We start from the raw sequence: 21,498 nt of genomic DNA, 5'->3' as shown, positions 1-21,498 counted from the left end.
ATACGCGCAGGGTGCACGCGCGTCCAGGCTTGACTTGCTGTCTGCCTCAGCCCGCCGCGGCGATGACCTCGCCGTCGCGCAGCACGACCCGCGCGCGCGGCGCGCCCCAGGGCTGCACGATCGCGTTCTCGTGGGGCAGGTCCCACACGGCGAGATCCGCGCGCAGCCCCGGACGGACGGCGCCGCACACGCCGCCTAGGCCGAGCGCGGCCGCCGCCTCGCGCGTCGCGCCCAGGATCGCCTCGGCGACCGTGAGCCCGTAGAGGCGCACCGCGAGCGCGAGCGCGAGCGGCAGGCTCTCGGTCGGCGCCGTGCCGGGGTTCGCGTCGCTGCCCACGATCAGCGGGACGCCTGCGGCCCGGAGCGCGGCGACGGGCGGCGGCTCCTGCCGCAGCGTGAAGCTCGCCACGGGCAGCAGCGCGGCGGCGACGCCCGCCCGGGCGAGCGCCGCGATGCCCGCCGGCGCGACGTGCTCGAGGTGGTCGGCCGACGCGGCGCCGAGCGCGGCCGCGAGCTCGGCGCCGCCCACGTCCGCGAACTGCCCGACGTGCACGCGCACGCCGAGCCCCAGCGCGCGCGCCCGCTCGAGCACCGGGCGCGCCTCGTCCACCGAGAACGCGCTCCGGTCGATGTACGCGTCGACGTAGCGCACGAGGCCGGCCGCGGCGATCGCGGGCAGCCAGGATCGCGCGACGGTCCCCGCGTAGGCCGCGCGGTCGCCGCCGGCCTCCGGGGGCAACGCGTGCAGCGCGAGGTACGTCGGAACGACGCGGGGCAGGCGCGCGTCCCTCCCCGCCTCGGCGACCGCCTCGAGCTGCTTGCGCTCCGTCGCCTCGTCGAGGCCGTAGCCGCTCTTGGCCTCGACGGCGGTCACGCCGAGCGCAGCCATCCGGCGGAGGCGGGCGCGGAGCGTGTCCGCGAGCTCGCCGTCGGTCGCGGCGCGCACGGCGCGCATGCTCGCGACGATGCCGCCGCCGGCCGCGGCGATCGCCTCGTAGTCGCCGCCGGCCATGCGGATCGCGTACTCGGCGTCCCGCGAGCCGATCCAGGGCGCGTGCGTGTGGCAGTCGACGAGCCCGGGCGTGACGACCCCCGCGGCCTCGATCGCGATCGGCACGCCGGCCTCGATCCGCAGGATTTCCTGCCGCGGGCCGACCGCGTCGATCGCGCCGCCTCGCACCACGATCGCGGCGTCCTCGATCACGCCGAGGGGATCGCCGGCCGAGGCGCGGGACGCGTCGCAGGTGACCAGCCGGCGCGCGGTGATGGCGAACGGGCGCTCGGGGTGCTGCGCGGCCTCCCCTCGCGCGGCCCCCGGCGGCGCCGTCACGTCGCCGCCCTCGCTGCGCGCGCCCGCGCGATGTCCTCGATCACCGCCCGGGACGCGGGCCCGCCGGCGATCTCGGCGAACGCCGCGGGCGAGGAGGCCGGCCGCGGCGGGCACCGCCGGCGCAGGCCCAGGCAGCGCGCGGCCGCCTCGACGCAGCGCTCGCGGAAGCTGGGCTCGCGCTCCGCCTTGCGCACGAGCGCCTCGTGCACGCGATCCTGCAGGTCCTCGCTGTGGCAGACGAGCAGCGCGTCGCAGCCCGCCAAGACCGCGGCGGCGGCGGCCTCCTCGACGGCGTGGTGCGCCGCGATCGCGGCCATCTCGAGATCGTCCGAGAAGAGCACCCCGTCGAAGCCGATCTCGCCGCGCAGGAGGTCGGTGCAGATGGCGCGCGACAGCGTCGCCGGGACGCCGGGATCCAGCGCCTCGACGACGATGTGCGCCGTCATGAGCGACGCGACCCCGGCGCCGCAGGCGGCGCGGAACGGCGGCAGCTCGATCTCGTCGAGGCGGCCGCGCGCGTGCGAGAGGGTCGGGAGCGCGAGGTGGCTGTCGAGCGCCGTGTCGCCGTGCCCCGGGAAGTGCTTGCCGCAGGCGAGCACGCCCTCCTCCTGGAGCCCCTCCAGGAACGCGACGGCGCCCCGCGCGACCGCGCCAGGGTCGCGGCCGAACGCGCGATCGCCGATGATCGGGTTCGCCGGGTTCGAGTCGACGTCGAGCACCGGGGCGAAGTTCAGGTTGATGCCGACGGCCCGGAGCTCGGACGCGACGGCGCGCGCCGCGCGGCGCAGCAACGGGAGGTCCGCGAGCTCGCCGAGCGAGCGCATCGACGGCAGGGTCAGGAACGGCGCGGGCAAGCGGGTGACGCGGCCCCCCTCCTGATCGATGCCGATGAAGGGAGGCCGATCTGGGCCGCCCGCCGCGGCGAGCGCCTGGCAGAGCCGCGCCGTGGCGGCCACGTCAGGGACGTTGCGCCGGAACAGGATCGCGCCGCCCCGCCGCCCCTCGGCGAGGGCCTTCAGGTACCGGGCCGGCGGCTCCGCGCCGTCGAAGCCGCCCACGATGAGCTGACCACACAGGACCTCGAGCTCCAGATCGAGCCGCATCGTCCACCACCTCTCGCGCGGCGCAGGCGAGCAGCCGGCCGCGGAATCCGTTCGTAGACGACTCGTAAACGACTTGGGCCGACGAGGCCACTTCCGGGGGATGCCGGTGCGCCGGCGGGGGAGGCCGCGGCGCCGGAGGGACGCGACGTGTCGCGGCCGGCTCCCTCAGAACCGGATCGCGATCTTCCCGAAGTGCGCGCCGTTCGCCATGGACTCGATCGCCTGGCGCAGCTCGGCGAACGGGACAACGCGATCGACGACAGGCCGGAGCCCGCTCGCCGCGATCGCGCGGTTCATGTCCTCGAACATCGCCCGCGACCCGACGAAGATGCCGTGCGCGGTGATCTGCTTCATCAGGATGGGGAACAGGCCGACATCCCCCAGCGCGCCGCCCGTGAGCACGCCGATGAGGCTCACGCGGCCGCCGAACCGGACCGCGCGGAGCGAACGGGCGAGCGTGCCCGCGCCGCCCACCTCGATCACGTGATCCACCCCCTCGCCGCCGGTGAGCGAGCGCGCGGGCACGTCCCAGTCGGGGTTCGCGCGGTAGTTGATGGTCTCCGACGCCCCGAGCGCCCTGGCGCGCTCGAGCTTCTCGTCGCTGCTCGAGGTGATGATGACGCGGGCGCCCGCGAGCCGGGCGAACTGCAGCGCGAAGATCGAGACGCCGCCCGTGCCCTGCACGAGGACCGCGTCGCCCGCCTTGATGTGGCTCGCCACGAAGAGCGCGTTCCACGCGGTCACCGCGGCGCACGGCAGCGACGCGGCCTCCTCGTCCGTGAGGTGCTGCGGGACCGCGACGACCCCCTCCGCGTCGAGCAGCACCCGCTCCGCGGCCACGCCCGGCAGCTCCCCGCCGAGCGCCCCCCGCGCCTTGTCCGCGGAGATCTCCCCGTCGATCCATCGCTGGTGGAAGATCGGACTCACGCGATCGCCGACCTTCACCCGCGTCACCCCGTCCCCCACGGCGACGACCTCCCCGACCCCGTCGGAGAGCGGGACGAGCGGCAGCGAGAACTTCGGGTTGTAGAGCCCCTTCGCCACGAGCAGGTCGCGGAAGTTGAGCGACGCCGCCCTCATCTGGAGGACGATCTGCCCAGGCCCCGGCTCAGGCTCCGGAAGATCGATCGGGCGGAGCGCGTCGAGACCGAACGAACCCTGGAGAGCGAACGCTTTCATGCAGATCCTCCTTGAGCGGAGCTCCGCTATCCCACGCGGGGTAGAGGCCGGTCAACGCGCCGCTCGACGCCCTGGCCGCCGCGCGTCGCGCAGCGCCTGGGAAGCGAGCCACAGCCCGGCCGCCGTCACGAGCGCCGCCCCGAGCAGCTGGTCCGCCGACGGGCTCTCGCCCAGCCAGGCGGCGGCGAGCACGTGGGACAGGACGACCCCGACGTAACCGATCGCGCCGACGCGCGCCGCGCTGTCGAGCGCGTAGGCGCGCGTCATCGCGAGCTGCGCGAGCCCGCCGGCGAGCCCCGTCCCGATCAGGAGGAAGGCGCCGAGGGCGCCGGGCGTCCGCCAGACCGGGATCGAGAGCGCGACCATCGCGGCGCTCGCCACGAGCGAGAAATGCAGCGCGATCGCCTCGGGGCCCGCGCGCTCCCCGCCTGCGCCGATCCTGCGCAGCCAGATCATGGCGAGCGCCGAGAAGACGGCGCCGAGCGTGGCGATGAACGCGATCTCGCCCGCGATCGCGAGCCTCGGCGCGGCGACCAGCCCGACGCCCGCGAAGGCGAGCAGGCTCGCGAGCCAGAGGCGCGGGCTCGTCCGCTCGCCGAGCAGCCGCGGCGCGAGGAACGCGACGAAGATCGGGCTCGTCGCGCCGAGCGTGACCGCGTCGCCGAGCGCGATCTGCGGCGTGCCGAGCGTGTAGAAGCCGCAGAGCATCGCCCCGGTGCCGCAGAGCGAGCGCGCCCACGCGAGCCGCCGGTCGCCCCTGCCCACGGTGAGCGGCGCCCGGCGGAGGAGCGCGACGCCGAGCGCGGTGGCCGCGCCCACCATCGTGCGCGACGCCGCCACCTCGGGCCACGGCGCGTGCTCCGAAGAGAGCCGCGCGAGGACGTTCATCACGGCGAAGAGCGATTGGGCCAGGAGCATCCACAGGACGCCCGAGGTCGGGTGCGCCGCGCGCCCCTCGCGCTCCGCGGCGAGGACGATCGCGGAGGCCCCCGGCGGGTGCGCGGCGACCGCGCCCTGCGACGACGACGTGCTCACGTAGCGCATCGATTACCACCTCGACCTCGCCGCCGTACACGCCTCCGTGGGCCCGAAGGCGTCGGCGCTCCCGGGTGCGTGCGCGACATCGAAGCGCTACGGTCGCAACGATGCGCGCGATCGTCGGAGTCACAAGGAGAAGCAGGACAGGAGCGATGGTTGGTCGGCGGGAGCGCCGGTCCGGGGCGCTCTGGCTCGGGCTCGTCGCCGCGGGGGCCCACGCACTCGGGTGCGGCGCGAGCGCCGCGAAGGAGCCGGCGGAGGGGCCGTCCGGGGGCAAGGCCGGAGGCGGGGCGGCGGAGGAGAGCGCGCGCCCCTCGGAGGGCAAGGCCGCCGGCGTGGAGGCCGGCGGCGAGGCCCAGGGCACCCAGGCCCCGCCCGCGCCGGGCCAGCAGATGACCCGCGCGGAGGCAGCGCGGTACGTGCTCGGCCTCGTGAACCGCGATCGCGCGGCGCACAAGCTGCCGCCCGTCCGGTGGGACGAGACCGCGGCGCGCGCGGGGCGGCGGCACGCCGAGGACATGGTCCGGATCGGCTTCACCGGCCACTGGGGCAGCGACGGCTCGGTCCCGGAGGAGCGCTACACGGCCGCGGGCGGCGACGGGTTCCCGATGGAGAACGCCGGCTGCTTCGCCGACGCGATCCCCCGCGAGCTCGATCCGGATCCGCGCTTCTCCGCGGAGAGCCTCGAGCGCGTGCACCAGGCCTTCATGAACGAGAGGCCCCCGGCCGACGGGCACCGGCGCAACGTGCTCACAGCGTCGCACACGTCGCTCGGGGTCGGGCTGGCCAAGGCGAAGGGGTTCGACATCGCCTGCGTGGCGCAGGAGTTCGTCGACGACTACGGGACGTACCAGCCGCTGCCCAGGCGGGCGAAGATCGGCGAGCGGATCCGGGTGAGCGGCGAGATCGCCGCGCCGGCGAAGATCGCTGGCGTCGGGATCTCGCGGGTCGAGCCGGGGAAGCCGATCAAGCCGGAGAAGCTGCTCAAGATGGGCGGATACCCGATCCCGCCCCCCTACGCGACGTTCTTCCCGAAGGGCTTCAAGACGCCTATTCCTCTCCAGGTGACCGGCAATCGATTCGACATCCAGGTCCCGCTGGACGACCGCGGGCGGCCCGGGCGCTACGGCGTCAGCGTCTGGGCCACGTTCCCCCCCTCGGACGAGCTGAAGATGGTCTCGCTCCGCACGATCGACGTCGTCGGCAAGGGAGGCGCGCGATGAGCCAGAGCCGCCCCCCCACGGCGTCCGAGGACCTCGACGCGGTCAAGGTGCTCGATCACCTGGTCCGCCGCGCGGTCTCGATGGGCGCGAGCGACATCCACGTCGAGCCGAAGCGCGACGGCATCCGCGTGCGCTACCGCGTCGACGGCGTGATGGTGGCGCAAGGGCAGATCCCGATCGAGATCGCGCCGTCGCTCACCTCGCGCGTGAAGGTGCTCGCGCGGATGGACATGACCGAGCGGCGCCTGCCGCAGGACGGCCAGTTCAGCCTGGAGCTCCACGGCCACCCGCTCATCCACCTGCGCGCCTCGACGTTCCCCGCGATCCACGGCGAGACGCTCGTGCTGCGCGTGCTGCTGAGCCACCAGCTGATCGCCCTCGACAAGCTCGGGCTCACCGAGGGGGACCTGCCGCGGCTCGAGCGGCTCGCCGACCGGCCTTCGGGGCTGATCGTCGTGTGCGGGCCGACCGGATCCGGCAAGACCTCGACGCTCTACTCGCTGATCAAGGTCATGAAGACGAGCGAGCTGAGCATCGTTACACTGGAAGATCCGATCGAGGTCGAGTTCGCCGACATCACGCAGGGGCAGACCAACCCGAGGCAGGGCTTCACGTTCGCGACGGGCCTGCGCGCGATCCTTCGGCAGGACCCGGACGTGATCATGGTGGGCGAGATGCGCGATCCCGAGACGGCGCAGATCGCGCTGCAGGCGAGCCTCACGGGGCACCTCGTGCTGTCGACGCTGCACACCTCCGACGCGGTGGACACGGTCGCGCGCCTCGTGGACCTCGGCGCGGAGTCGTGGATCGTGGCGAACGCCCTGCTCGCCGTGGTCGCGCAGCGGCTCGTGCGCCGGCTCTGCGAGGAGTGCGCGGAGACGTACGAGCTCGAGATCGCCGTGACGGGCGAGGAGGACAAGGTCCTCATCGAGAAGGGCGCCGAGCTGAAGCGCAGCGTCGGGTGCCAGACGTGCCACATGACGGGCTACCGGGGGCGCATGGGCCTGTTCGAGATGCTGGAGCTCGACGACGACCTGCGGGATCTCGTGAAGGCGCGGGCGGGGAAGCGCGCGTACCGGGACGCCGCGCGCAAGGTAGGGCTCGTGCCGCTGCGCGAGGCCGGGCTCGCCAAGGTGAAGGAGGGGATCACCTCCCTGGACGAGGTGCTCCGCGTGACGTGACGGTCTCGGCCAGACGCGCCGCGGTTCGCCGTGCGATCCGCGGCGCGCCGCCGGTCAGGTCGCCTGCGAGGAGCCGTCGTCGACCGCGTTGGCGGCGATGACGCCCTTGTACCAGAGCGCGCTGTCCTTCGGGATGCGCCGCTGCGTCTCGTAGTCCACCCAGACGATGCCGAACCGCTGCGAATAGCCGCGATCCCACTCGTAGTTGTCCATCAGCGACCACACGAAGTACCCCGCGAGCGGCGCCCCCGCGTCCATCGCGCGCCGCGCGGCGACGAAGTGATCGCGCAGGAACTCGAGCCGCCGCGTGTCCGGGATGCGGCCGTCCTTGTCCGGCTCGGTCGAGTAAGCCGCGCCGTTCTCCGTCACGTAGAGCTTCGGCACGCCGTACTCCACGTGCAGCCGGAGGAGCAGCCGCCGCAGCCCTTCCGGGTAGACCTCCCAGCTCATCTCCGTCTGCTCGGAGAGGGGCGCGACGTGCACCGTCCTCGGCAGGTTCTGCTCCTCGGGCACCTTGCTGCTCCGCAGGACCGCCCGCGAGTAGTAGTTGAGGCCGAGGAAGTCGCACTGGGTGGCGATGATCTCGAGATCGCCCGGCTTGCACACGGTCAGCCCCTCCGGCGGGAGGTAGCCCAGCGCGATGTAGTCCTCGATCATGTCCGCCGGATAACGCCGGCCGTACAGCGGATCGAGGAACCAGCGGTTGAAATACCCGTCGTAGTGGCGGCACGCGTCGTAGTCGGCGGCGCTGGGGGACGCGGGCATCGCGTAGTTCATGTTCAGCGTGATGCCCACCTCGGCGCCGGGGCAGTTCTGGCGCACCACGGGCACCGCGAGGCCGTGGGAGAGCAAGAGGTGGTGGCTCACCGCCAGCGCCTTCTTGAAATCGCGCATGCCCGGCGCGTGGATCCCCTTCTCGTAGCTGAGGAACGCCGTGCACCACGGCTCGTTGTGCGTGATCCACTTCTTCACGCGATCGCCGAGCTTCCGCGAGATGACGTCGGTGAACTCCACGAACGCGTCCGCCGTCGAGCGGTGCTGCCAGCCACCGACCTGGTCCTGGAGCACCTGCGGCAGGTCCCAGTGGAAGAGCGTCGCGTACGGCTCGATCCCGGCCGCGAGGAGGCCGTCCACGAGCCGGCTGTAGAAGTCGAGCCCCTTCTGGTTCACCGCGCCCCGGCCGTTCGGGAGGATGCGCGGCCACGCGATCGAGAACCTGTAGGCCATCATGCCCAGGCTCTTCATCAGCGCGATGTCCTCAGGCCACCGGTGGTAGTGGTCGCACGCGATGTCGCCGTTGGTCCCGTCGACGATCTGACCGGGCGTCTTCGCGAAGCGATCCCAGATGGACTCGCTGCGGCCGTCCTCGTTCGTAGCCCCCTCGATCTGATAGGAGGACGTCGCGGTCCCCCAGACGAAATTGTCGGGAAATCTCAGAGACGGCATGTCTATCTGTGGTTCTCCTTAGAGCGGTTTTCAGCTGAGCCTGGTACGAGCGTCGCAGAGCGGCGGTCACCCGCACAGGAGACGGGCCCAGATCGGCGCTTTCGGCGCGGAAGCGCACTCCTGTGCGCTGAGCACCGAAAACGTCGAGATGGGCCCGTATCCGAAGCGGGTGACCGCCGCTCTAGAGAGGTCCGGCCTCGACGGAGGCGGGCACCTTGCGATCGTAGAGCGCGGAGGGCGCGATGACGGAGCCGGGCGCGTAGAGGTGGCAGCGGACCCAGTGCCCCGACCCGACGTCGACGGCCCCCGGCATCTGCTCCCGGCACGTGTTCATCACGCTCGGGCAGCGGTCCGCGAAGGGGCAGCCCGGCGGCGGGTCGATGAGCTTCGGCGCCCCGGAGCGCGCCGGGAGATCGCCGCGGATCGAGCCGTTCGGATCCGGAACCGCCGAGAGCAGGAGCTTCGTGTACGGGTGCGCCGGCTGCTGCATCAGCTCCTCGCTCGGCGCGCCCTCCACGATGTGGCCTGCGTACATCACCATCGTGCGATCCGCGACGTAGCGCGCGCTCGCGATGTCGTGCGTGATGTAGAGGTAGGAGATGCCGCGCTCCTCCTTGAGCTTCTCCATCAGGTTCAGGACGCCCATGCGGATCGAGACGTCGAGCATCGAGATCGGCTCGTCCGCGAGGATCACGCTGGGATCCACCGCGAGGGCGCGGGCGATCGCCACGCGCTGCCGCTGGCCGCCCGACAGCTGGTACGGGAACTTGAGCGCGACCTCCGCGGCGGGGTTCAGATCGACCGTGTTGAGGAGCGCGTGCACCTTCTCCCGGAGGATCGCCGGGGTGGGCGCCTTGTTGTGGAGCAGGAGCGGCCGCTCGAGGTGGTAGCCGATGGTGTGCACCGGGTTGAGCGAGCCGAACGGATCCTGGAAGATCATCTGCACCTGCCCGCGGTAAGCGAGCGAGGCGCGGGTCGGCTCCTCCTTCAGCACGTCGCGGCCCTTGAACACGATCTGCCCGCTGCTCGGCGGCATCAGCCGCGCGAGGAGCCGTGCGATCGTGCTCTTGCCGCTGCCGGACTCACCGACCAGCGCGATGACCTCACGCTCTGCCAGCGAGAACGATGCGTCGTGCAGCGCCCGGAGCTGCTGCGATCGCAGCCCGCCGCCGACAGGGAAGTACTTCCCCAGGCGCACCACGTCGAGGACAGGCGAGACAGAAGGTTGCGTCATCGTCATCGTCAGTAGAGGTGGCAGGCGCCGCGGTGCTCGGGCGCGATTTCACGAAGGACGGGCAGCTCGGTCTGGCAGGTCGCGAAGGCCTGCGGACACCGGGGGTGGAAGCGGCAGCCGGCGGGTGGGTTGCGCATGTCGGGCGGCGAGCCCGGGATGCCCTGCAGCTTGCGGCGCGGCCCACGGACCGAGGGGAACGACCCGAGGAGCCCCTGCGTGTACGGGTGCTTCGGATCGCTGAAGAGGTCCTTGGCGCGGGCGGTCTCCGCGAGCTTGCCGGCGTAGAGGATGGCGATGCGCGTGGAGAACTCAGCGATGAGCGAGAGGTCGTGCGTGATGAAGAGGATCGAGAAGCCGAGGCGCTCCTTGAGCTCGGCGATCTGCTGCAGGATCTCCCGCTGCACGACCACGTCGAGCGCCGTCGTCGGCTCATCCATGATGAGGAACGGCGGCTTGAGCGCCATCGCGATGGCGATCACCACGCGCTGGCGCATGCCGCCCGACAGCTGGTGCGGGTAGCTGTTCAGGCGCGACGAGTCGATGTTCACGAGCTGGAGCAGCGCGGCCGCGCGCTCCATCGCCTGAGCGGGCGTCACGCCGTCGTGCGCGATGATCGGATCGGCGATCTGCTCGCCGATCGTCAGCACCGGGTTGAGCGCTGTCATCGCGCTCTGGAACACCAGCGCCATCTTCCGCCAGCGGAAGGCGCGGAGCTGCTCCTCGTTCATCGCCAGGACGTCCTGCCCGGCGAAGTACACGTGCCCGCCCGTGATGACCGCCGGCGGGCGGAGCAGCCGCATGATGGCCATCGCCACCGTCGACTTGCCGCTCCCCGACTCGCCCGCGAGGCCGAGCACCTCGCCCGGGGCGATGTCGAAGGAGACGTTGTCGACCGCGCACACCGGACCCGTCGGGGTGATGAACTCGACCCGGAGATCCTGAACCGAGAGAAGCGGACTAGGCGCCATGAGTCCTCACCACCGGCGTAGACGGACCCGCCGTGACGTTGCGGCTCCTGAGGAGACGCGACCAGGCGCCCTCCGCGCGGAGCCGCGGATTCGAGATCTCGTCGATCGCGTAATTGATGAGCGTGAGCGCGAACCCGACCAGCGCGACGCACACGCCGGTGGGCACGATGGTCCACCAGGCCCCCGTGAGGAGCGCGGCGTTGTTGCTCGCCCAGTAGAGGTTCGTGCCCCAGGTGACGGCGCTCAGGTCGCCCAGCCCGAGGAACTCGAGGCCGACCTGGGCGCCGATCGCGTAGACCGTCGCGCCGATGAAGCCGGACATGAGGAGCGACGTCATGTTCGGCAGGATCTCCACGAAGATGATGCGCGCGCTGCCCTCGCCGCTCACGAGGGCCGCGGACACGAAGTCCTTGTCGCGCAGCGCGAGCACCTGCGAGCGGAGCACACGCGCGTTCCACGCCCAGCCCGTGAGGACGAGGACGAACAGGATCGTCAGCGGCCCGGCCGGCAGGTAGGCCGCGATGACCACGGCCATCGGCAGGCCGGGGATGATCAGGAACACGTTCGTGAGCAGCGAGAGAACGCTGTCGATCCAGCCACCGAAGTAGCCCCCGGCCATGCCGATCGCCGCGCCGATCGCGATCACGGCGAAGCCCGTGGCGAAGCCGACGGCCAGCGAGGTCCGCGCGCCGACGATCGTCTGCGCGAGCACGTCCTGCCCCTGGCCGTTCGTGCCGAACAGGTGCTCGGCGGACGGCGCCTCGTGCGGCATGCCCACGAACGCGTGCGGGTCCTGGCCCACGAGCGAGGGGCCGAGCAGCGAGAGGAGCAGGAAGAAGAGCACGATGAGCGTGCCCACCATCGCCTTGCGATTCGAGAGGAGCAGGCGGAGCCATCCCGCCGCACGGGAGGCGCCGCCCCCGCTGTTGCCTTGTTGCGCAGCCATCGCTTCTCCTGGACCCAGCCGTCAGCGCCCGCGGGCGCGGGGATCAAGAAACACGTAGATCACGTCGACCAGGAAGTTCGCCCCCAGCACGGCGAACGTGATGGTGAGGAAGATCCCCTGCATGAGGGGGTAATCCTGATTTCGAACCGCCTGGATGAGCAGATAACCTTGCCCCGGATACGAGAAGACGATCTCGGTGAGCAGCGAGCCGGCGAGGACGAAGCCGAGCGCCATGCCGAAGCCGGTGACGTTGGGCAGGAGCGCGTTCCTCGCGGCGTAGGTGAACATGACCCGCCACTGGGAGAGCCCCTTGGCCTGGGCCATCGTGATGTACTCCTCGGACAGCACGGTGACCATCGCGCTGCGCATGCCGAGCATCCAGCCGCCGATGGTGGCGATGACGATCGACAGGGCGGGCAGGACCATGTGCGAGAGCACGCTCCCGATGAACTCCAGGCTCCAATCGGGCGAGAGCGTGTCGCTGTAGGCGTGGCGCAGCGGGAAGGCCCCGAGCACGAACCCGAGGACGTAGAGCGACACCATCGCGAGCCAGAAGTAGGGGAATGCGCCGAGGAACATCAGGACCGGCGGCATGACCGAGTCGAGCCAGCCGCCACGCTTCCACGTCGCGACGATCCCGAGCAGCGTCCCCAGGCCGAAGCTGACGATCACGGCGGCGCCCGACAGGAGCAGCGTCCAGCCGAGCCCCGTCGCGATGACCTCCGTCACCTTCGCCGGGAAGTGCGCCACCGAGGTGCCGAGATCGCCGGCCAGCGTGTGGCTCAGGTAGGTGATGTACTGCTTGTAGAGCGGCTCACCCGTGAACCCGAACGCCTTTCGCAGCGCGTCGATCGCCTCCGGCTGCAGCTGCCCCCGGAAGCGCACGAACATGGCCGAGGCTGGATCGCCCGGCATGGCGCGCGGAATGAGGAAGTTGAGGGTGAGCGAGGCCCACGCCGCGATGAAGTACAAGCCCAGCTGTCGCAGAAGGTAACGCACAGAAGCTCTCTCTTTTAACCTGCGCTCCGGATCAGGTCACGCCCAACTTCACTTCGGCTTGAGCTCGGTGAGGACGAGCAGGTACTCGGGCGGGTTGTTGGGCGACAGCTTCGCGTACGGGTTCTCCTTGCTGGGGAACCCCGTGAAGCGGCGTGTGTTGTACTCGCCCCAGGACGGCCCGGGGAACAGCGGGATCGAGGGCGCCGTCTCGGAGAAGATCTCCTGGAGCTGCTCGATGATCTTCTTCTGATCCGCCGGCTCGGTCGCGGCCTCGAACGCCTCGAAGAGGCCGTCGGCCTGCTTGGCGCCGAAGCGGTGCCAGTTGCGCGCCGACGTCTCGCCGACCGGCTTCGCGGTCGCGGTGCCGAGGAGGTCCCGGTAGAAGTTATAGGGGGTCGGCTCCTCGTTCGACCAGCCCATCGACAGGTCGAACGTGCCCTTCTGGAGCGCCTCGAAGAACGCGCTGAAGTCGTACGTCTTCAGCGTGGCCTCGACGCCGATCTGCTTCACCTGCTGCGTGACGATCTGCGCCGCGCGCACCCAGTCGGACCAGCCCGTGACGACGTTGAGATCGAAGCGCAGCGGCTTCCCGTCCTTCACGCGGATGCCGTCGGCCCCCTTGGCATACCCCGCCTCGTCGAGGATCTGGTTCGCCTTGGCCACGTTGAACTTGACCCAGTCGCCCGCCTCGACCGTCTTCTGGCTGCGCCAGCGCTCGTGCGCGTCGCTCAGCGCCGTCGCGTCCGCCGGCCGCGTGTAGTTGTTCATGGCGACCTTGACGATCTGCTCGCGGTCGAGCGACATGCTGATCGCCTTGCGCACCCGCGCGTCGTCGAGGGGCTTCTTCGTCGTGTTCGTGTAGACGAACACCGTGCTGCCGACGAGCGGGAACCAGTAGTGGTGGTTCGTGGGGTCCTTGCCGACGTAGACCTTCTCGATCTCCGGGACGAAGTTGCCGGCCCAGTCGACCTCGCCGTTCAAGAGCGCCAGGTTCGCCTGGTCGTTGCCCGGATACGCCGGGAAGCGGAGCCCCTTGATCGCCGGCTTGCCCTGCTGCCAGTAGTTCGGGTTCCGGCCGAGCTCGTAGATCTGGTTCTGGAAGGTCTTCACCTCGGTGAAGGGCCCCGTCGCGACCGGGTTCTCGTTCGTGTACGTGACCGGATCCGCCACGTCCTTCCACTTGTGCTCCGGCACGATCGGCTGGTGGCCGAGGAAGACGAGCCCGGGGACGTACGGCCGCGTGAGCGTGAATTCGACCGTGGAGTCGCTCTTGGCCTCGACCGAGGTCAGCCACTTCCAGACGCCTTGCAGGTCGAGGGCGGCGTGCTTCTTCAGGAGCCCGAAGGTGAATGCCACGTCCTTCGCCGTGAACGGTTGGCCATCGGACCACTTGACGCCGGGCCGCGTCGTGACGGTGAGCGTCTTGTTCCCGTTACCCCACTCGTACTTCGACGCGAGCCAGGGGGTGAACTCGCCCTTCATCGTGTTGTAAACGAGGAGCGGCTCGTAGATGCCAGCGACGGTTGGCCAGCGAACGTTGCCTGATGCGAGCAGAGGATTGAAGTTCCGCACCCATGACGCTTGCTGCTCGATCGAGACGGTCAGGAAGGTGTCGGCGGCCGGAGAGGGCTTGCCAGGACCCTGCGCGGAGCTCGCGGACTCCTTGGTCGGTTCGGTCTTCCCGCACCCCGCCGTGACACCGACCGAAAGCAGCAACGTCGACAACACGAACGTCCGACGCGGCAACAACCAGTTCCTCATGAGAATGCTCCTCGCGGGGCCCTCGTGGATACGCCCGAGCGCCCACCGTCCCTCTCCCACTCCTCAATCTCCCTGGAAGCCACCACGCGGCAGAGCGGCTCGCCAGAATTCGACACCGCGACGCAGTGCGCCATACCAGCATCCAGGCGTCGGCACTGTAGCCGTCTTCGCACAGCAGTGTCAACGGGGATTCGAGGTCGCTGTCAAGTTCTCGCGCCGCTTACTCAGGCGCGTTTTCAAGGGAGATGTCGTGGTGCGTCATGTCTCGCAGCAGCAACTCCGTCTCATGGTGCCCATCTCATGGTGCCCATGGTGTCATCACGCGTCATGAGGAATGATGGCTTAAGCACTTGCACTGTTATTTTCTTTGGCAGCTGCAAGAAAGTAAACAGTCACAGACTGCGTCGGTTCAGGCACCCGAGGTGCGCCGCGGTCCACGCGCGTCCGGGGCACGTCTATACAGACGTCCGCGGGCGATTACAAGACCAGAAATTTCCAATTTCGCGCCGATGAACAGGGGGAGCTCGCTCCCAGGACGGGCGCGGACACCCCCTGGGCGGACAGAGAGGGAAGGCCGCGTCAGGGGCGGACGCGGGCGGAGCGTCGGGTGCGGTCAGCGTTGTAGTGCGGGCCGCCATTCGACGCCTGATGGGCTGGTCCTCTCCGCCGTGGCCGTGAGCACCACGTATCAGGAAAGGCTCCCTTCGATGTCATCAATGTTTCGCGCACGGGCGCGGGCGCCAGGCGGACGGCCGCGAGCGCGCCTCATGGGAGCGGGGGAGCGGACGCTGGCACGCGGAGCTCGCTGCCGAAGAGCTCGCCGGCGGTGCAGCTCTCGAGGAACGCGCTCTCCTTACCCACCTTCAGCTGAGGCTCGGGCGAGCCCTGCACGACCAGCCCGAAGCGGTTGTCCAGGGCGCGAACCCGGGAGAGGCGGCCCGTGCTCCGGTCGTACAGGATGCCGGCGCGCGCACAGCCTTCCACCCGCACGTCATCGAGCGCGACGGTGGAGCCGGCGAGCGCGAGGACGCCGTCGGCGACGAGCTCGTCGCGCCGCCTGCCCTGTGCGGCGCGGGGATCACCCGTCACCCCGTCGACGACCGTCTGCGAGATCTCCGCCTCGGAGCCGAACAGCACCACGCCGGCCGTGCGGCTCCCGCGGACGAGGGACGAAGCGAGCCGGATCTCGTACCCCGCGGCGGCGACGCCGATGCCCGTGCTGTCGTCGTCGCCGCCGTCGCCGCCGTCGCCGTCATCGCCGTCGTCGCCGTCGTCGCCGTCGTCGCCGTCGTCGCCGTCGTCGCCGTCGGATTCGCCGCCCGAGGTGCCGTCGATCAGGCTCCCGATGATCTCGACCTTGCTGCCGAGGATCTCCGTGCCGGCGAAGACGCCGACGGAGCGGTTGCCGCTCACGACATTGCCCGTGAGCACGGCGGTGGCGCCCCGGTAGATGACGATCCCCTGCCCCACCGGCGCGCGGCGGTCCGGCGCGACATGCCCCTCGACGAGGTTGCCTGTCACGGTCGCCTCGGACCCGTCATATCCCACGAGCAGGCCGGTGCCCTCGTTGCTGCGAATGGCATTCGACACGAGCGTCACCCGGCCCTCCGTCACGGTCAGCCCGGCGCCGTCCCCCCAGCCGCCATCGGCGATGGTGCCTTCGATGAGGTTGCCGCCGGCGATCAGCTCGGCGGACGAGTCGCCGACGTGAACCCCGGTGCCGCGGTTCCGGACGACAGCGCTGTCGTGGAGGCGCATCACCGCGCCGCGGGCGACGGCGACGCCGAATCCGCCGAGCAACGACTTGGTCGGGGCCGCCACCGTGCCCTGCACCAGGCTCCGCGTCATCGTCGCCGCGCTGCCCTCGCCGATGACGGCGACGCCGATCTCGGCGTTGCCGAGGACCACGCTCGAGTCGATGGCGACGCGCGCTTGCCTCGCCGCGTACACGCCGACGCCGTAAGGCGGGTCGGAGCTCCCGGGGCTCGTCCCCTCGACGAGGACGCCGGAGAGGGTCGCGGACGCGCTGGCCGCCACGAGGATCCCGGACAGCTGGTTACCGACGACAGCCGTGCTCTCGATCGACGCCTCGGCGCCGTCCTGCACGACGATCCCCTGGCCGTCCGCCGGGTAGCGCCCCGACGACACGGTCCCCTCGACGAGGCTGCCCACCACGGACGCCGTGGCGCCCGCCCGGAGCGCCGCCACGCCCGCCGCGCGGTTGCCCGTCACGGCGCTCTCCTTCACGAGGAGCACGCCGCCGGCGTCCGCAAGGGCGCCGATGCCGGTTCCTGCGCTGCCGTCGCGCGTCCCCTCGATCCAGCTCCGCGCCACCGAGAGGCGGGCGCCGTCGCCGGACTGGACGCCGGCATGCATGGCGCCCTTGACGTGAACGCGCTCGAGCGTCACGGCGCTCGCGCCGGTCGCCACGACGCCGGCGCCGTCTCCGCCGATCTCGATCCCCCGGAGCGTCACCTCCCCTGCGTCGAGCACGGCCACGATCGCCGGAGGACTCACGGCCGAGCTGACCCCGCGGATCCGCACGCGCGAGGCGCACGGGCCGGCGATCTCGAGCGGCTTCGTGATGACGACCGGCTCGTCGTAGGTCCCCGCCGCGAGCGCGATCGTCCCGCCGTCGGCGACGAGCCCCAGCGCCGCCTCGATCGTCGTGACCGGCCTCGCCTCGGATCCGTCGCCGTCCGCGCCGGAGTAGCTCGGATCCACATAGACGTTCCCGGACACGCGCGGGACGCTCCCCCACGGCCCGCGCCCGCAGCCGACGGGGCCGTCGACCGGCACACACCCCGCTTCCGGCGTCGCGAACGTGCCTGTCGGGCACCTCGCCATGGCCGGCCTGCAGAGCCCGTCGTCGCCCGCGAGCTCCGGAGCGCAGCGGGGGATGCCAGCGGGAATACAGCCCTCATCGAACTTCGGTATCGTCCCCGCAGGGCATTTCGCCATCGATGGATGGCAGAGTCCGTCGTCCTCCACGAACAGCTCGGCGCACCCCTGGATGCCCACCGGCATGCACGCCTCCGCGGGGCCGAGGACGTGCCCAGGCGCGCAGCTCGGCGCGCGCGGCGCGACGCCCTCGCATGCGAGCGGGGCGCCGGAGCTCCCCGAGGCGTCGCTGCACGCCGCGACGAGCGGCAAGAGGGCCGCGATGCAGGCGGCCAGGCAAGATGAACCCGCGCGCGTCGCGCAGAAGCGCATGCAATCCCCTCCTTGGAAAGCGCTGCCTCGCGCGCCGCGGGCCCCCGCTCCTCGGGCGAACAGCTCTCCAGAGCTCCCGCAGCAGCGCGGAGACCGCGCGTAGCTTCCATGAACAGGCGCCCCGAGCGCCCGAGATCGTCGAGGAGCCCGCGCCAGGGTGACGAGGTCGCCGCCTGTGCGCCTGTGCGCCTGTGCGGCGCTGCGCGAGCTCCTTTAGCGTAATGAATCCTACAACGGGAGATGCGCTCCTGCCAGGCAAAGGAGCCGTGATCGCGCCGGCCTTCCCTTCGCTGCAGCGCCACGGACGGCTGCGCCGCGCCGGGTCTCCCGGGCGTGGGCGCGCGAACCTCGCTGACACCGGGGCTCGCGCGCGGCCGAGCGTGTGGGTCAGACGTCTTCTGTCAACCACGTTGAACCGGGCGAACGCGGCGCGGGGGACGCCCCGCGAGGGCGGCCGCTCCCGCTGCATCGCCGGCCCGCCGTCCGCGGCTGAAGGCGGCGACCGCGCCGTCGTTCCGGACGACGGGGTGACGCGCGGCGCGGCGCAGAGCGCGGCACACCCGCGCGACGACGGCGAGGTTGCCGCACGAGGAGCGCCGCGCAGGGCCCTTGTCGGCCGAAGTGGGCTGCGCACGGCGTGACCAGATGGCCGCAAGCGATGAGAACATCGCCGCCGACGAGCGCAGATGTCGAGTCGCCCCAGCCCCTGATTGCAGGGATCCACCAGGTCTTCGGAAATGCGGCTTGCCGGGCGCGATAAAGCCGCAAGTCGGGTCGTCCTCCCCCCGTCTCATGCCGTCCCGCCGCGCGCGGCGCGCGGCGCGCCCTGCGATGGACGTCGACATTTGCCTTTCTCCAGCGCTCGAAAGGCTCCCACATCGGCGCTGCGAGGCGGCGCCGGCGCGGCGGCTCCCCGGCGCGATGAAACGGGGCAGAACGCTCACCCGGCGCGGATTCAGACAATGCACTTTCGCCGTCGCCGACGCGGCAGGCTCTGCACACGAGGAGTCAGGCACGCAGCCTGCTCTCCACGCCGTTCAACATGCCGGCGCGGGCCCGAGGGCCGTAGCAGGGCATGGAAGGAGGACGGATGGTTCGCTCAATCGATATGAAGATGGCGCACGCGGCGATGCTCTTTTCTGTGTTGATGACCGGGTGCGCAGTCGACGCGGTGGCTCCGCAAGAGGCCGAATTGGACCAGGCTGACGTCGACGTGGCGTCGAGTGAGCAGGCGTTGGAGGGCGAGGAAGCGACGGACGAGGAGACGCGGGGCGGCGGCCTGATCGGCGCGCCCGGGGTGCCGGGCAAGACCGATATCGGCCAGGGACCCATCAAGGGCGGCCTCGGCGGCCCCGGTGGCCCGCTCCAGGGCCCCGGCGGCATCGGCCAGGGCCCCTTCAAGGGCGGCCTCGGCGGCCCCGGTGGCCCGCTCCAGGGCCCCGGCGACATCGGACAGGGCCCCTTCAAGGGTGGCCCGCTCCAGGGCCCCGGCGGCGTCGGGCAGGGACCCATCAAGGGCGGCCTCGGCGGCCCCGGTGGCCCGCTCCAGGGCCCCGGCGACATCGGACAGGGCCCCATCAAGGGCGGCGGCCCGCTCCAGGGCCCCGGCGACATCGGACAGGGCCCCATCAAGGGCGGCGGCCCGCTCCAGGGCCCCGGCGGCCCCGTCGGCCAGGTCGGGCAGGGGCCCGGCGGCCCGTTCGGGCAGACGGGCGGGATCCCCGGCCTCGGCGGCTTCCCGGGCATGGGCGGCTTCGGGTGGCCGCTCGGCATGGGCGGCTATCCGTACGGCGGCTCCGGCTTCCCCGGCGGGTACGGCGGGTTCGGCGGGTTCCCGGGCATGGGCGGCTTCGGCGGCGCGGGGTGCTGCGGCGGCGGCGGTGTCCCTGGATCGCTCTTTCCCTGACGTCGTTCCCCGGGCGCGACGGCCACGCGGCCGCCGCGAGCCGTGGTGAATCGGTACGAGGGTCCGCCCGAACCTGCGGGGAGAGCCCCACGAGCTCCCCGCGAGGCGGGCGGCCCGTCCGTCGACCGGCCTCTCGAGAGAGGGCGCCCTCCGTGGAGCGCGCGTCTCCTGAAGCGCTCGCCTCGTTGCTCCTCTCGCCCTGCGCCGGATCGAAGGCCGCCGCGCCGCGCGTCGCCAGCCGCGTGCGCGTGGGGCTTTCCAGGTTTCCTCGGCGTTCCGCGCGACGCGGCGCCCGGGCGGCGCGCGGGGCCCGCGAAACGTTGGACCCCCGCCGCGCGGTCGAGGCAGCATACGGCGATGGAAGACGCCCCCCTCCTCGAGCGCGAACCGGAGACCAACATCTTCGGCGAATCCATCGTGGTGTTTCACACCGCCGCGGACCTCATCGGCCTGGCTCCCCGCATCCGGCTGGAGCTCGAGCAGCCCGACTACGAGCACATCTTCTACATCACCACGCAGCTCCAGGACCGCCTCGTCCCCTTCCGCGGAGAGGCGGCCGCGGCCTACGAGCGGCTCCCTGCGTCGGTGATCCCGAACCGGGCCGCGATCACCCCGCTCTTCAACGGCAAGCTCATCCTCCGCCCCGAGGCGCTCCGGAGCGGCTCGATCCACGTGCAGGACGGGACGATCCGCCTCGCCGATCAGGGCCTTTACCGCATCCAGCCCGGCGCGTTCGTGCGCTTCAAGGCCTATCGGGTCCAGCACAACCAGGCGCGAGGGCCTTACAAGGGCGGGCTGCGCTTCCACAAGGCCGTGTCGCTCGACCTGTTCAACGCGCTCGCCGCCGAGATGACCTGGAAGACGGCCATCGCCGATGTCCCGTTCGGCGGCGCCAAGGGGGGTATTCGCATGGACCCGCGCGAGCACAGCAAGGAGGAGCTCGAGGCGATCTCGCTCCGGTACATGTACCGGCTGAAGCAGCTCGTCGGGCCCAACGTGGACATCCCCGCGCCCGACGTGGGCACGAACGCCGAGGTGATGGCGTGGCTCCTGCGCCAGTACAGCGACGGCGAGCGAGAGCGGGTGAACCACCGCGGCGTCGTCACGGGCAAGGACGTGCGCATCGGCGGCTCCGAGGGGCGCGTCAAGGCGACCGGGCAGGGGCTCGCGTACTGCATCGAGGAGTGGTACGCGCAGCGCGGCGTCCCCCTCGCGGGGGCGCGCTTCATCGTGCAGGGCTTCGGCAACGTCGGCTCCGCCGTCGCCGAGATCCTGTGCCGGATGGGCGCGCGGTGCGTCGCCGTGCAGGACGCCGACGGCGCGATCCACGACCCGGACGGCATCGACGTCGGCGCGCTGATGGCGCACGTCAACGAGAACCCGCAGAACCTCCGGCGGTCGGTCGCCGGCTACAGCGGCGCCGAGGCGATCGCGCGGGACGATTTCTGGAGCGTGGAGGCGGACATCTGCATCCCGGCCGCGCTCGGCGACGCCATCACCGGCGAGGTGGCCGAGCGGCTGAAGGCGAAGCTCGTGGCCGAGGGCGCCAACCGCCCGACGACGACCGAGGGCGACAAGGTGCTCGCGGAGCGCGGCATCAGCGTCATCCCCGACATCATCGGCAACGCGGGGGGCGTGACCGTCTCCTATTACGAGTGGATCCAGAACAAGCGCATGGAGCACTGGACCGAGGGCGAGGTGAACGCGCGGCTGGAGCGCGCCATCAAGAGCAACTACCGCCTGATCTGCGACATCGCGGAGGACCGGCCGCGCCGCTCGGAAGATCACGACTCGACCGGGCTCGTCCTGGGCAAGCGCCTGCCGATGCGGCTCGCCGCGATGGTGCTCGCGCTCAAGCGGATCGAGGCGCACTACATGCTGGAAGGGTTCTCCCAGTGATCTCGGCAAACGACGAGAGCGGCGCCGGAGTCCGGCCATCCCGCTGTCCGGGCTCCGGGCGGGCGGCGGGCG

Annotated in this window: 15 protein-coding genes; 4 read left to right on the top strand and 11 right to left on the bottom strand. The window is 71.4% G+C overall.

Going from position 1 to position 21,498, the window contains the following annotated elements; all coding sequences use genetic code 11:
- Positions 1–46: 46 nt before the first annotated feature.
- From hutI to ACSRUE_RS26680, 4 genes are all read right to left on the bottom strand, one after another.
- Positions 47–1,330 (bottom strand): imidazolonepropionase, encoded by a 1,284-nt coding sequence (hutI, locus tag ACSRUE_RS26695; RefSeq protein ID WP_441286049.1) that lies wholly within the window; start codon positions 1,328–1,330, stop codon positions 47–49.
- On the bottom strand, positions 1,327–2,433 hold the full coding sequence (gene nagZ / locus ACSRUE_RS26690; RefSeq protein ID WP_441286048.1) for a beta-N-acetylhexosaminidase: 1,107 nt from the start codon (positions 2,431–2,433) through the stop codon (positions 1,327–1,329). The genes hutI and nagZ overlap by 4 nt, the downstream gene beginning before the upstream one ends.
- Before the next feature lie 165 nt (positions 2,434–2,598).
- Positions 2,599–3,612, bottom strand: a complete 1,014-nt coding sequence (locus tag ACSRUE_RS26685; RefSeq protein ID WP_441286047.1) for a zinc-dependent alcohol dehydrogenase family protein — start codon at positions 3,610–3,612, stop codon at positions 2,599–2,601.
- Positions 3,613–3,663: 51 nt separating this feature from the next.
- Positions 3,664–4,656, bottom strand: coding sequence for a DMT family transporter (locus tag ACSRUE_RS26680; RefSeq protein ID WP_441286046.1), 993 nt, complete (start codon positions 4,654–4,656; stop codon positions 3,664–3,666).
- Positions 4,657–4,757: 101 nt separating this feature from the next.
- Here ACSRUE_RS26680 and ACSRUE_RS26675 point away from each other — a divergent pair, with 101 nt between their 5' ends.
- Positions 4,758–5,873 (top strand): CAP domain-containing protein, encoded by a 1,116-nt coding sequence (locus ACSRUE_RS26675; RefSeq protein ID WP_441286045.1) that lies wholly within the window; start codon positions 4,758–4,760, stop codon positions 5,871–5,873.
- Positions 5,870–7,054, top strand: a complete 1,185-nt coding sequence (locus tag ACSRUE_RS26670; RefSeq protein WP_441286044.1) for a GspE/PulE family protein — start codon at positions 5,870–5,872, stop codon at positions 7,052–7,054. Before ACSRUE_RS26675 ends, ACSRUE_RS26670 begins: the two co-directional genes overlap by 4 nt.
- Positions 7,055–7,108: 54 nt before the next feature.
- On the opposite strand, the gene ACSRUE_RS26665 is transcribed toward ACSRUE_RS26670, so the two are convergent.
- From ACSRUE_RS26665 to ACSRUE_RS26635, 7 genes are all read right to left on the bottom strand, one after another.
- Complete coding sequence (locus ACSRUE_RS26665) at positions 7,109–8,500, bottom strand: GH1 family beta-glucosidase (protein ID WP_441286043.1); 1,392 nt, start codon at positions 8,498–8,500, stop codon at positions 7,109–7,111.
- 181 nt (positions 8,501–8,681) lie between these two features.
- The gene (locus ACSRUE_RS26660) at positions 8,682–9,740 is read right to left on the bottom strand and encodes an ABC transporter ATP-binding protein (RefSeq protein ID WP_441286042.1); all 1,059 of its coding nucleotides are present in this window, start codon (positions 9,738–9,740) and stop codon (positions 8,682–8,684) included.
- Positions 9,741–9,742: 2 nt separating this feature from the next.
- The gene (locus tag ACSRUE_RS26655) at positions 9,743–10,702 is read right to left on the bottom strand and encodes an ABC transporter ATP-binding protein (protein ID WP_441286041.1); all 960 of its coding nucleotides are present in this window, start codon (positions 10,700–10,702) and stop codon (positions 9,743–9,745) included.
- On the bottom strand, positions 10,692–11,648 hold the full coding sequence (locus ACSRUE_RS26650; protein ID WP_437767001.1) for an ABC transporter permease: 957 nt from the start codon (positions 11,646–11,648) through the stop codon (positions 10,692–10,694). Before ACSRUE_RS26650 ends, ACSRUE_RS26655 begins: the two co-directional genes overlap by 11 nt.
- A 21-nt stretch (positions 11,649–11,669) precedes the next feature.
- A complete protein-coding gene (locus tag ACSRUE_RS26645) occupies positions 11,670–12,647 on the bottom strand; it encodes an ABC transporter permease (protein ID WP_441286040.1) in 978 nt (325 codons plus the stop codon).
- 48 nt (positions 12,648–12,695) lie between these two features.
- Positions 12,696–14,408: an ABC transporter substrate-binding protein gene (locus ACSRUE_RS26640; RefSeq protein ID WP_441286039.1), complete on the bottom strand. Its 1,713-nt coding sequence runs from the start codon at positions 14,406–14,408 to the stop codon at positions 12,696–12,698.
- Positions 14,409–15,173: 765 nt separating this feature from the next.
- A complete protein-coding gene (locus ACSRUE_RS26635; protein WP_441286038.1) occupies positions 15,174–17,621 on the bottom strand; it encodes a right-handed parallel beta-helix repeat-containing protein in 2,448 nt (815 codons plus the stop codon).
- 1,192 nt (positions 17,622–18,813) lie between these two features.
- On the opposite strand from ACSRUE_RS26635, the gene ACSRUE_RS26630 reads away from it, so the two are divergent.
- The gene (locus ACSRUE_RS26630) at positions 18,814–19,527 is read left to right on the top strand and encodes a hypothetical protein (RefSeq protein WP_441286037.1); all 714 of its coding nucleotides are present in this window, start codon (positions 18,814–18,816) and stop codon (positions 19,525–19,527) included.
- 357 nt (positions 19,528–19,884) lie between these two features.
- A complete protein-coding gene (locus tag ACSRUE_RS26625; RefSeq protein ID WP_437766996.1) occupies positions 19,885–21,426 on the top strand; it encodes a Glu/Leu/Phe/Val family dehydrogenase in 1,542 nt (513 codons plus the stop codon).
- The last annotated feature ends 72 nt before the right edge of the window (positions 21,427–21,498 follow it).

Source organism: Sorangium sp. KYC3313 (assembly GCF_052075895.1).
In the GTDB taxonomy this organism is placed as follows: domain Bacteria; phylum Myxococcota_A; class Polyangia; order Polyangiales; family Polyangiaceae; genus Sorangium; species Sorangium cellulosum_B.
Note: the sequence above shows the minus strand (reverse complement) of the source record. Positions and strands in the feature narration are given on the sequence as shown.

Coding starts and splice junctions, on each gene's coding strand:
- nagZ (WP_441286048.1), bottom strand. CDS start 2,433: ATGCGGCTCGATCTGGAGCTCGAGGTCCTGTGTGGTCAGCTCATCGTG.
- ACSRUE_RS26685 (WP_441286047.1), bottom strand. CDS start 3,612: ATGAAAGCGTTCGCTCTCCAGGGTTCGTTCGGTCTCGACGCGCTCCGC.
- ACSRUE_RS26680 (WP_441286046.1), bottom strand. CDS start 4,656: ATGCGCTACGTGAGCACGTCGTCGTCGCAGGGCGCGGTCGCCGCGCAC.
- ACSRUE_RS26675 (WP_441286045.1), top strand. CDS start 4,758: ATGCGCGCGATCGTCGGAGTCACAAGGAGAAGCAGGACAGGAGCGATG.
- ACSRUE_RS26670 (WP_441286044.1), top strand. CDS start 5,870: ATGAGCCAGAGCCGCCCCCCCACGGCGTCCGAGGACCTCGACGCGGTC.
- ACSRUE_RS26665 (WP_441286043.1), bottom strand. CDS start 8,500: ATGCCGTCTCTGAGATTTCCCGACAATTTCGTCTGGGGGACCGCGACG.
- ACSRUE_RS26660 (WP_441286042.1), bottom strand. CDS start 9,740: ATGACGATGACGCAACCTTCTGTCTCGCCTGTCCTCGACGTGGTGCGC.
- ACSRUE_RS26655 (WP_441286041.1), bottom strand. CDS start 10,702: ATGGCGCCTAGTCCGCTTCTCTCGGTTCAGGATCTCCGGGTCGAGTTC.
- ACSRUE_RS26650 (WP_437767001.1), bottom strand. CDS start 11,648: ATGGCTGCGCAACAAGGCAACAGCGGGGGCGGCGCCTCCCGTGCGGCG.
- ACSRUE_RS26640 (WP_441286039.1), bottom strand. CDS start 14,408: ATGAGGAACTGGTTGTTGCCGCGTCGGACGTTCGTGTTGTCGACGTTG.
- ACSRUE_RS26635 (WP_441286038.1), bottom strand. CDS start 17,621: ATGCGCTTCTGCGCGACGCGCGCGGGTTCATCTTGCCTGGCCGCCTGC.
- ACSRUE_RS26625 (WP_437766996.1), top strand. CDS start 19,885: ATGGAAGACGCCCCCCTCCTCGAGCGCGAACCGGAGACCAACATCTTC.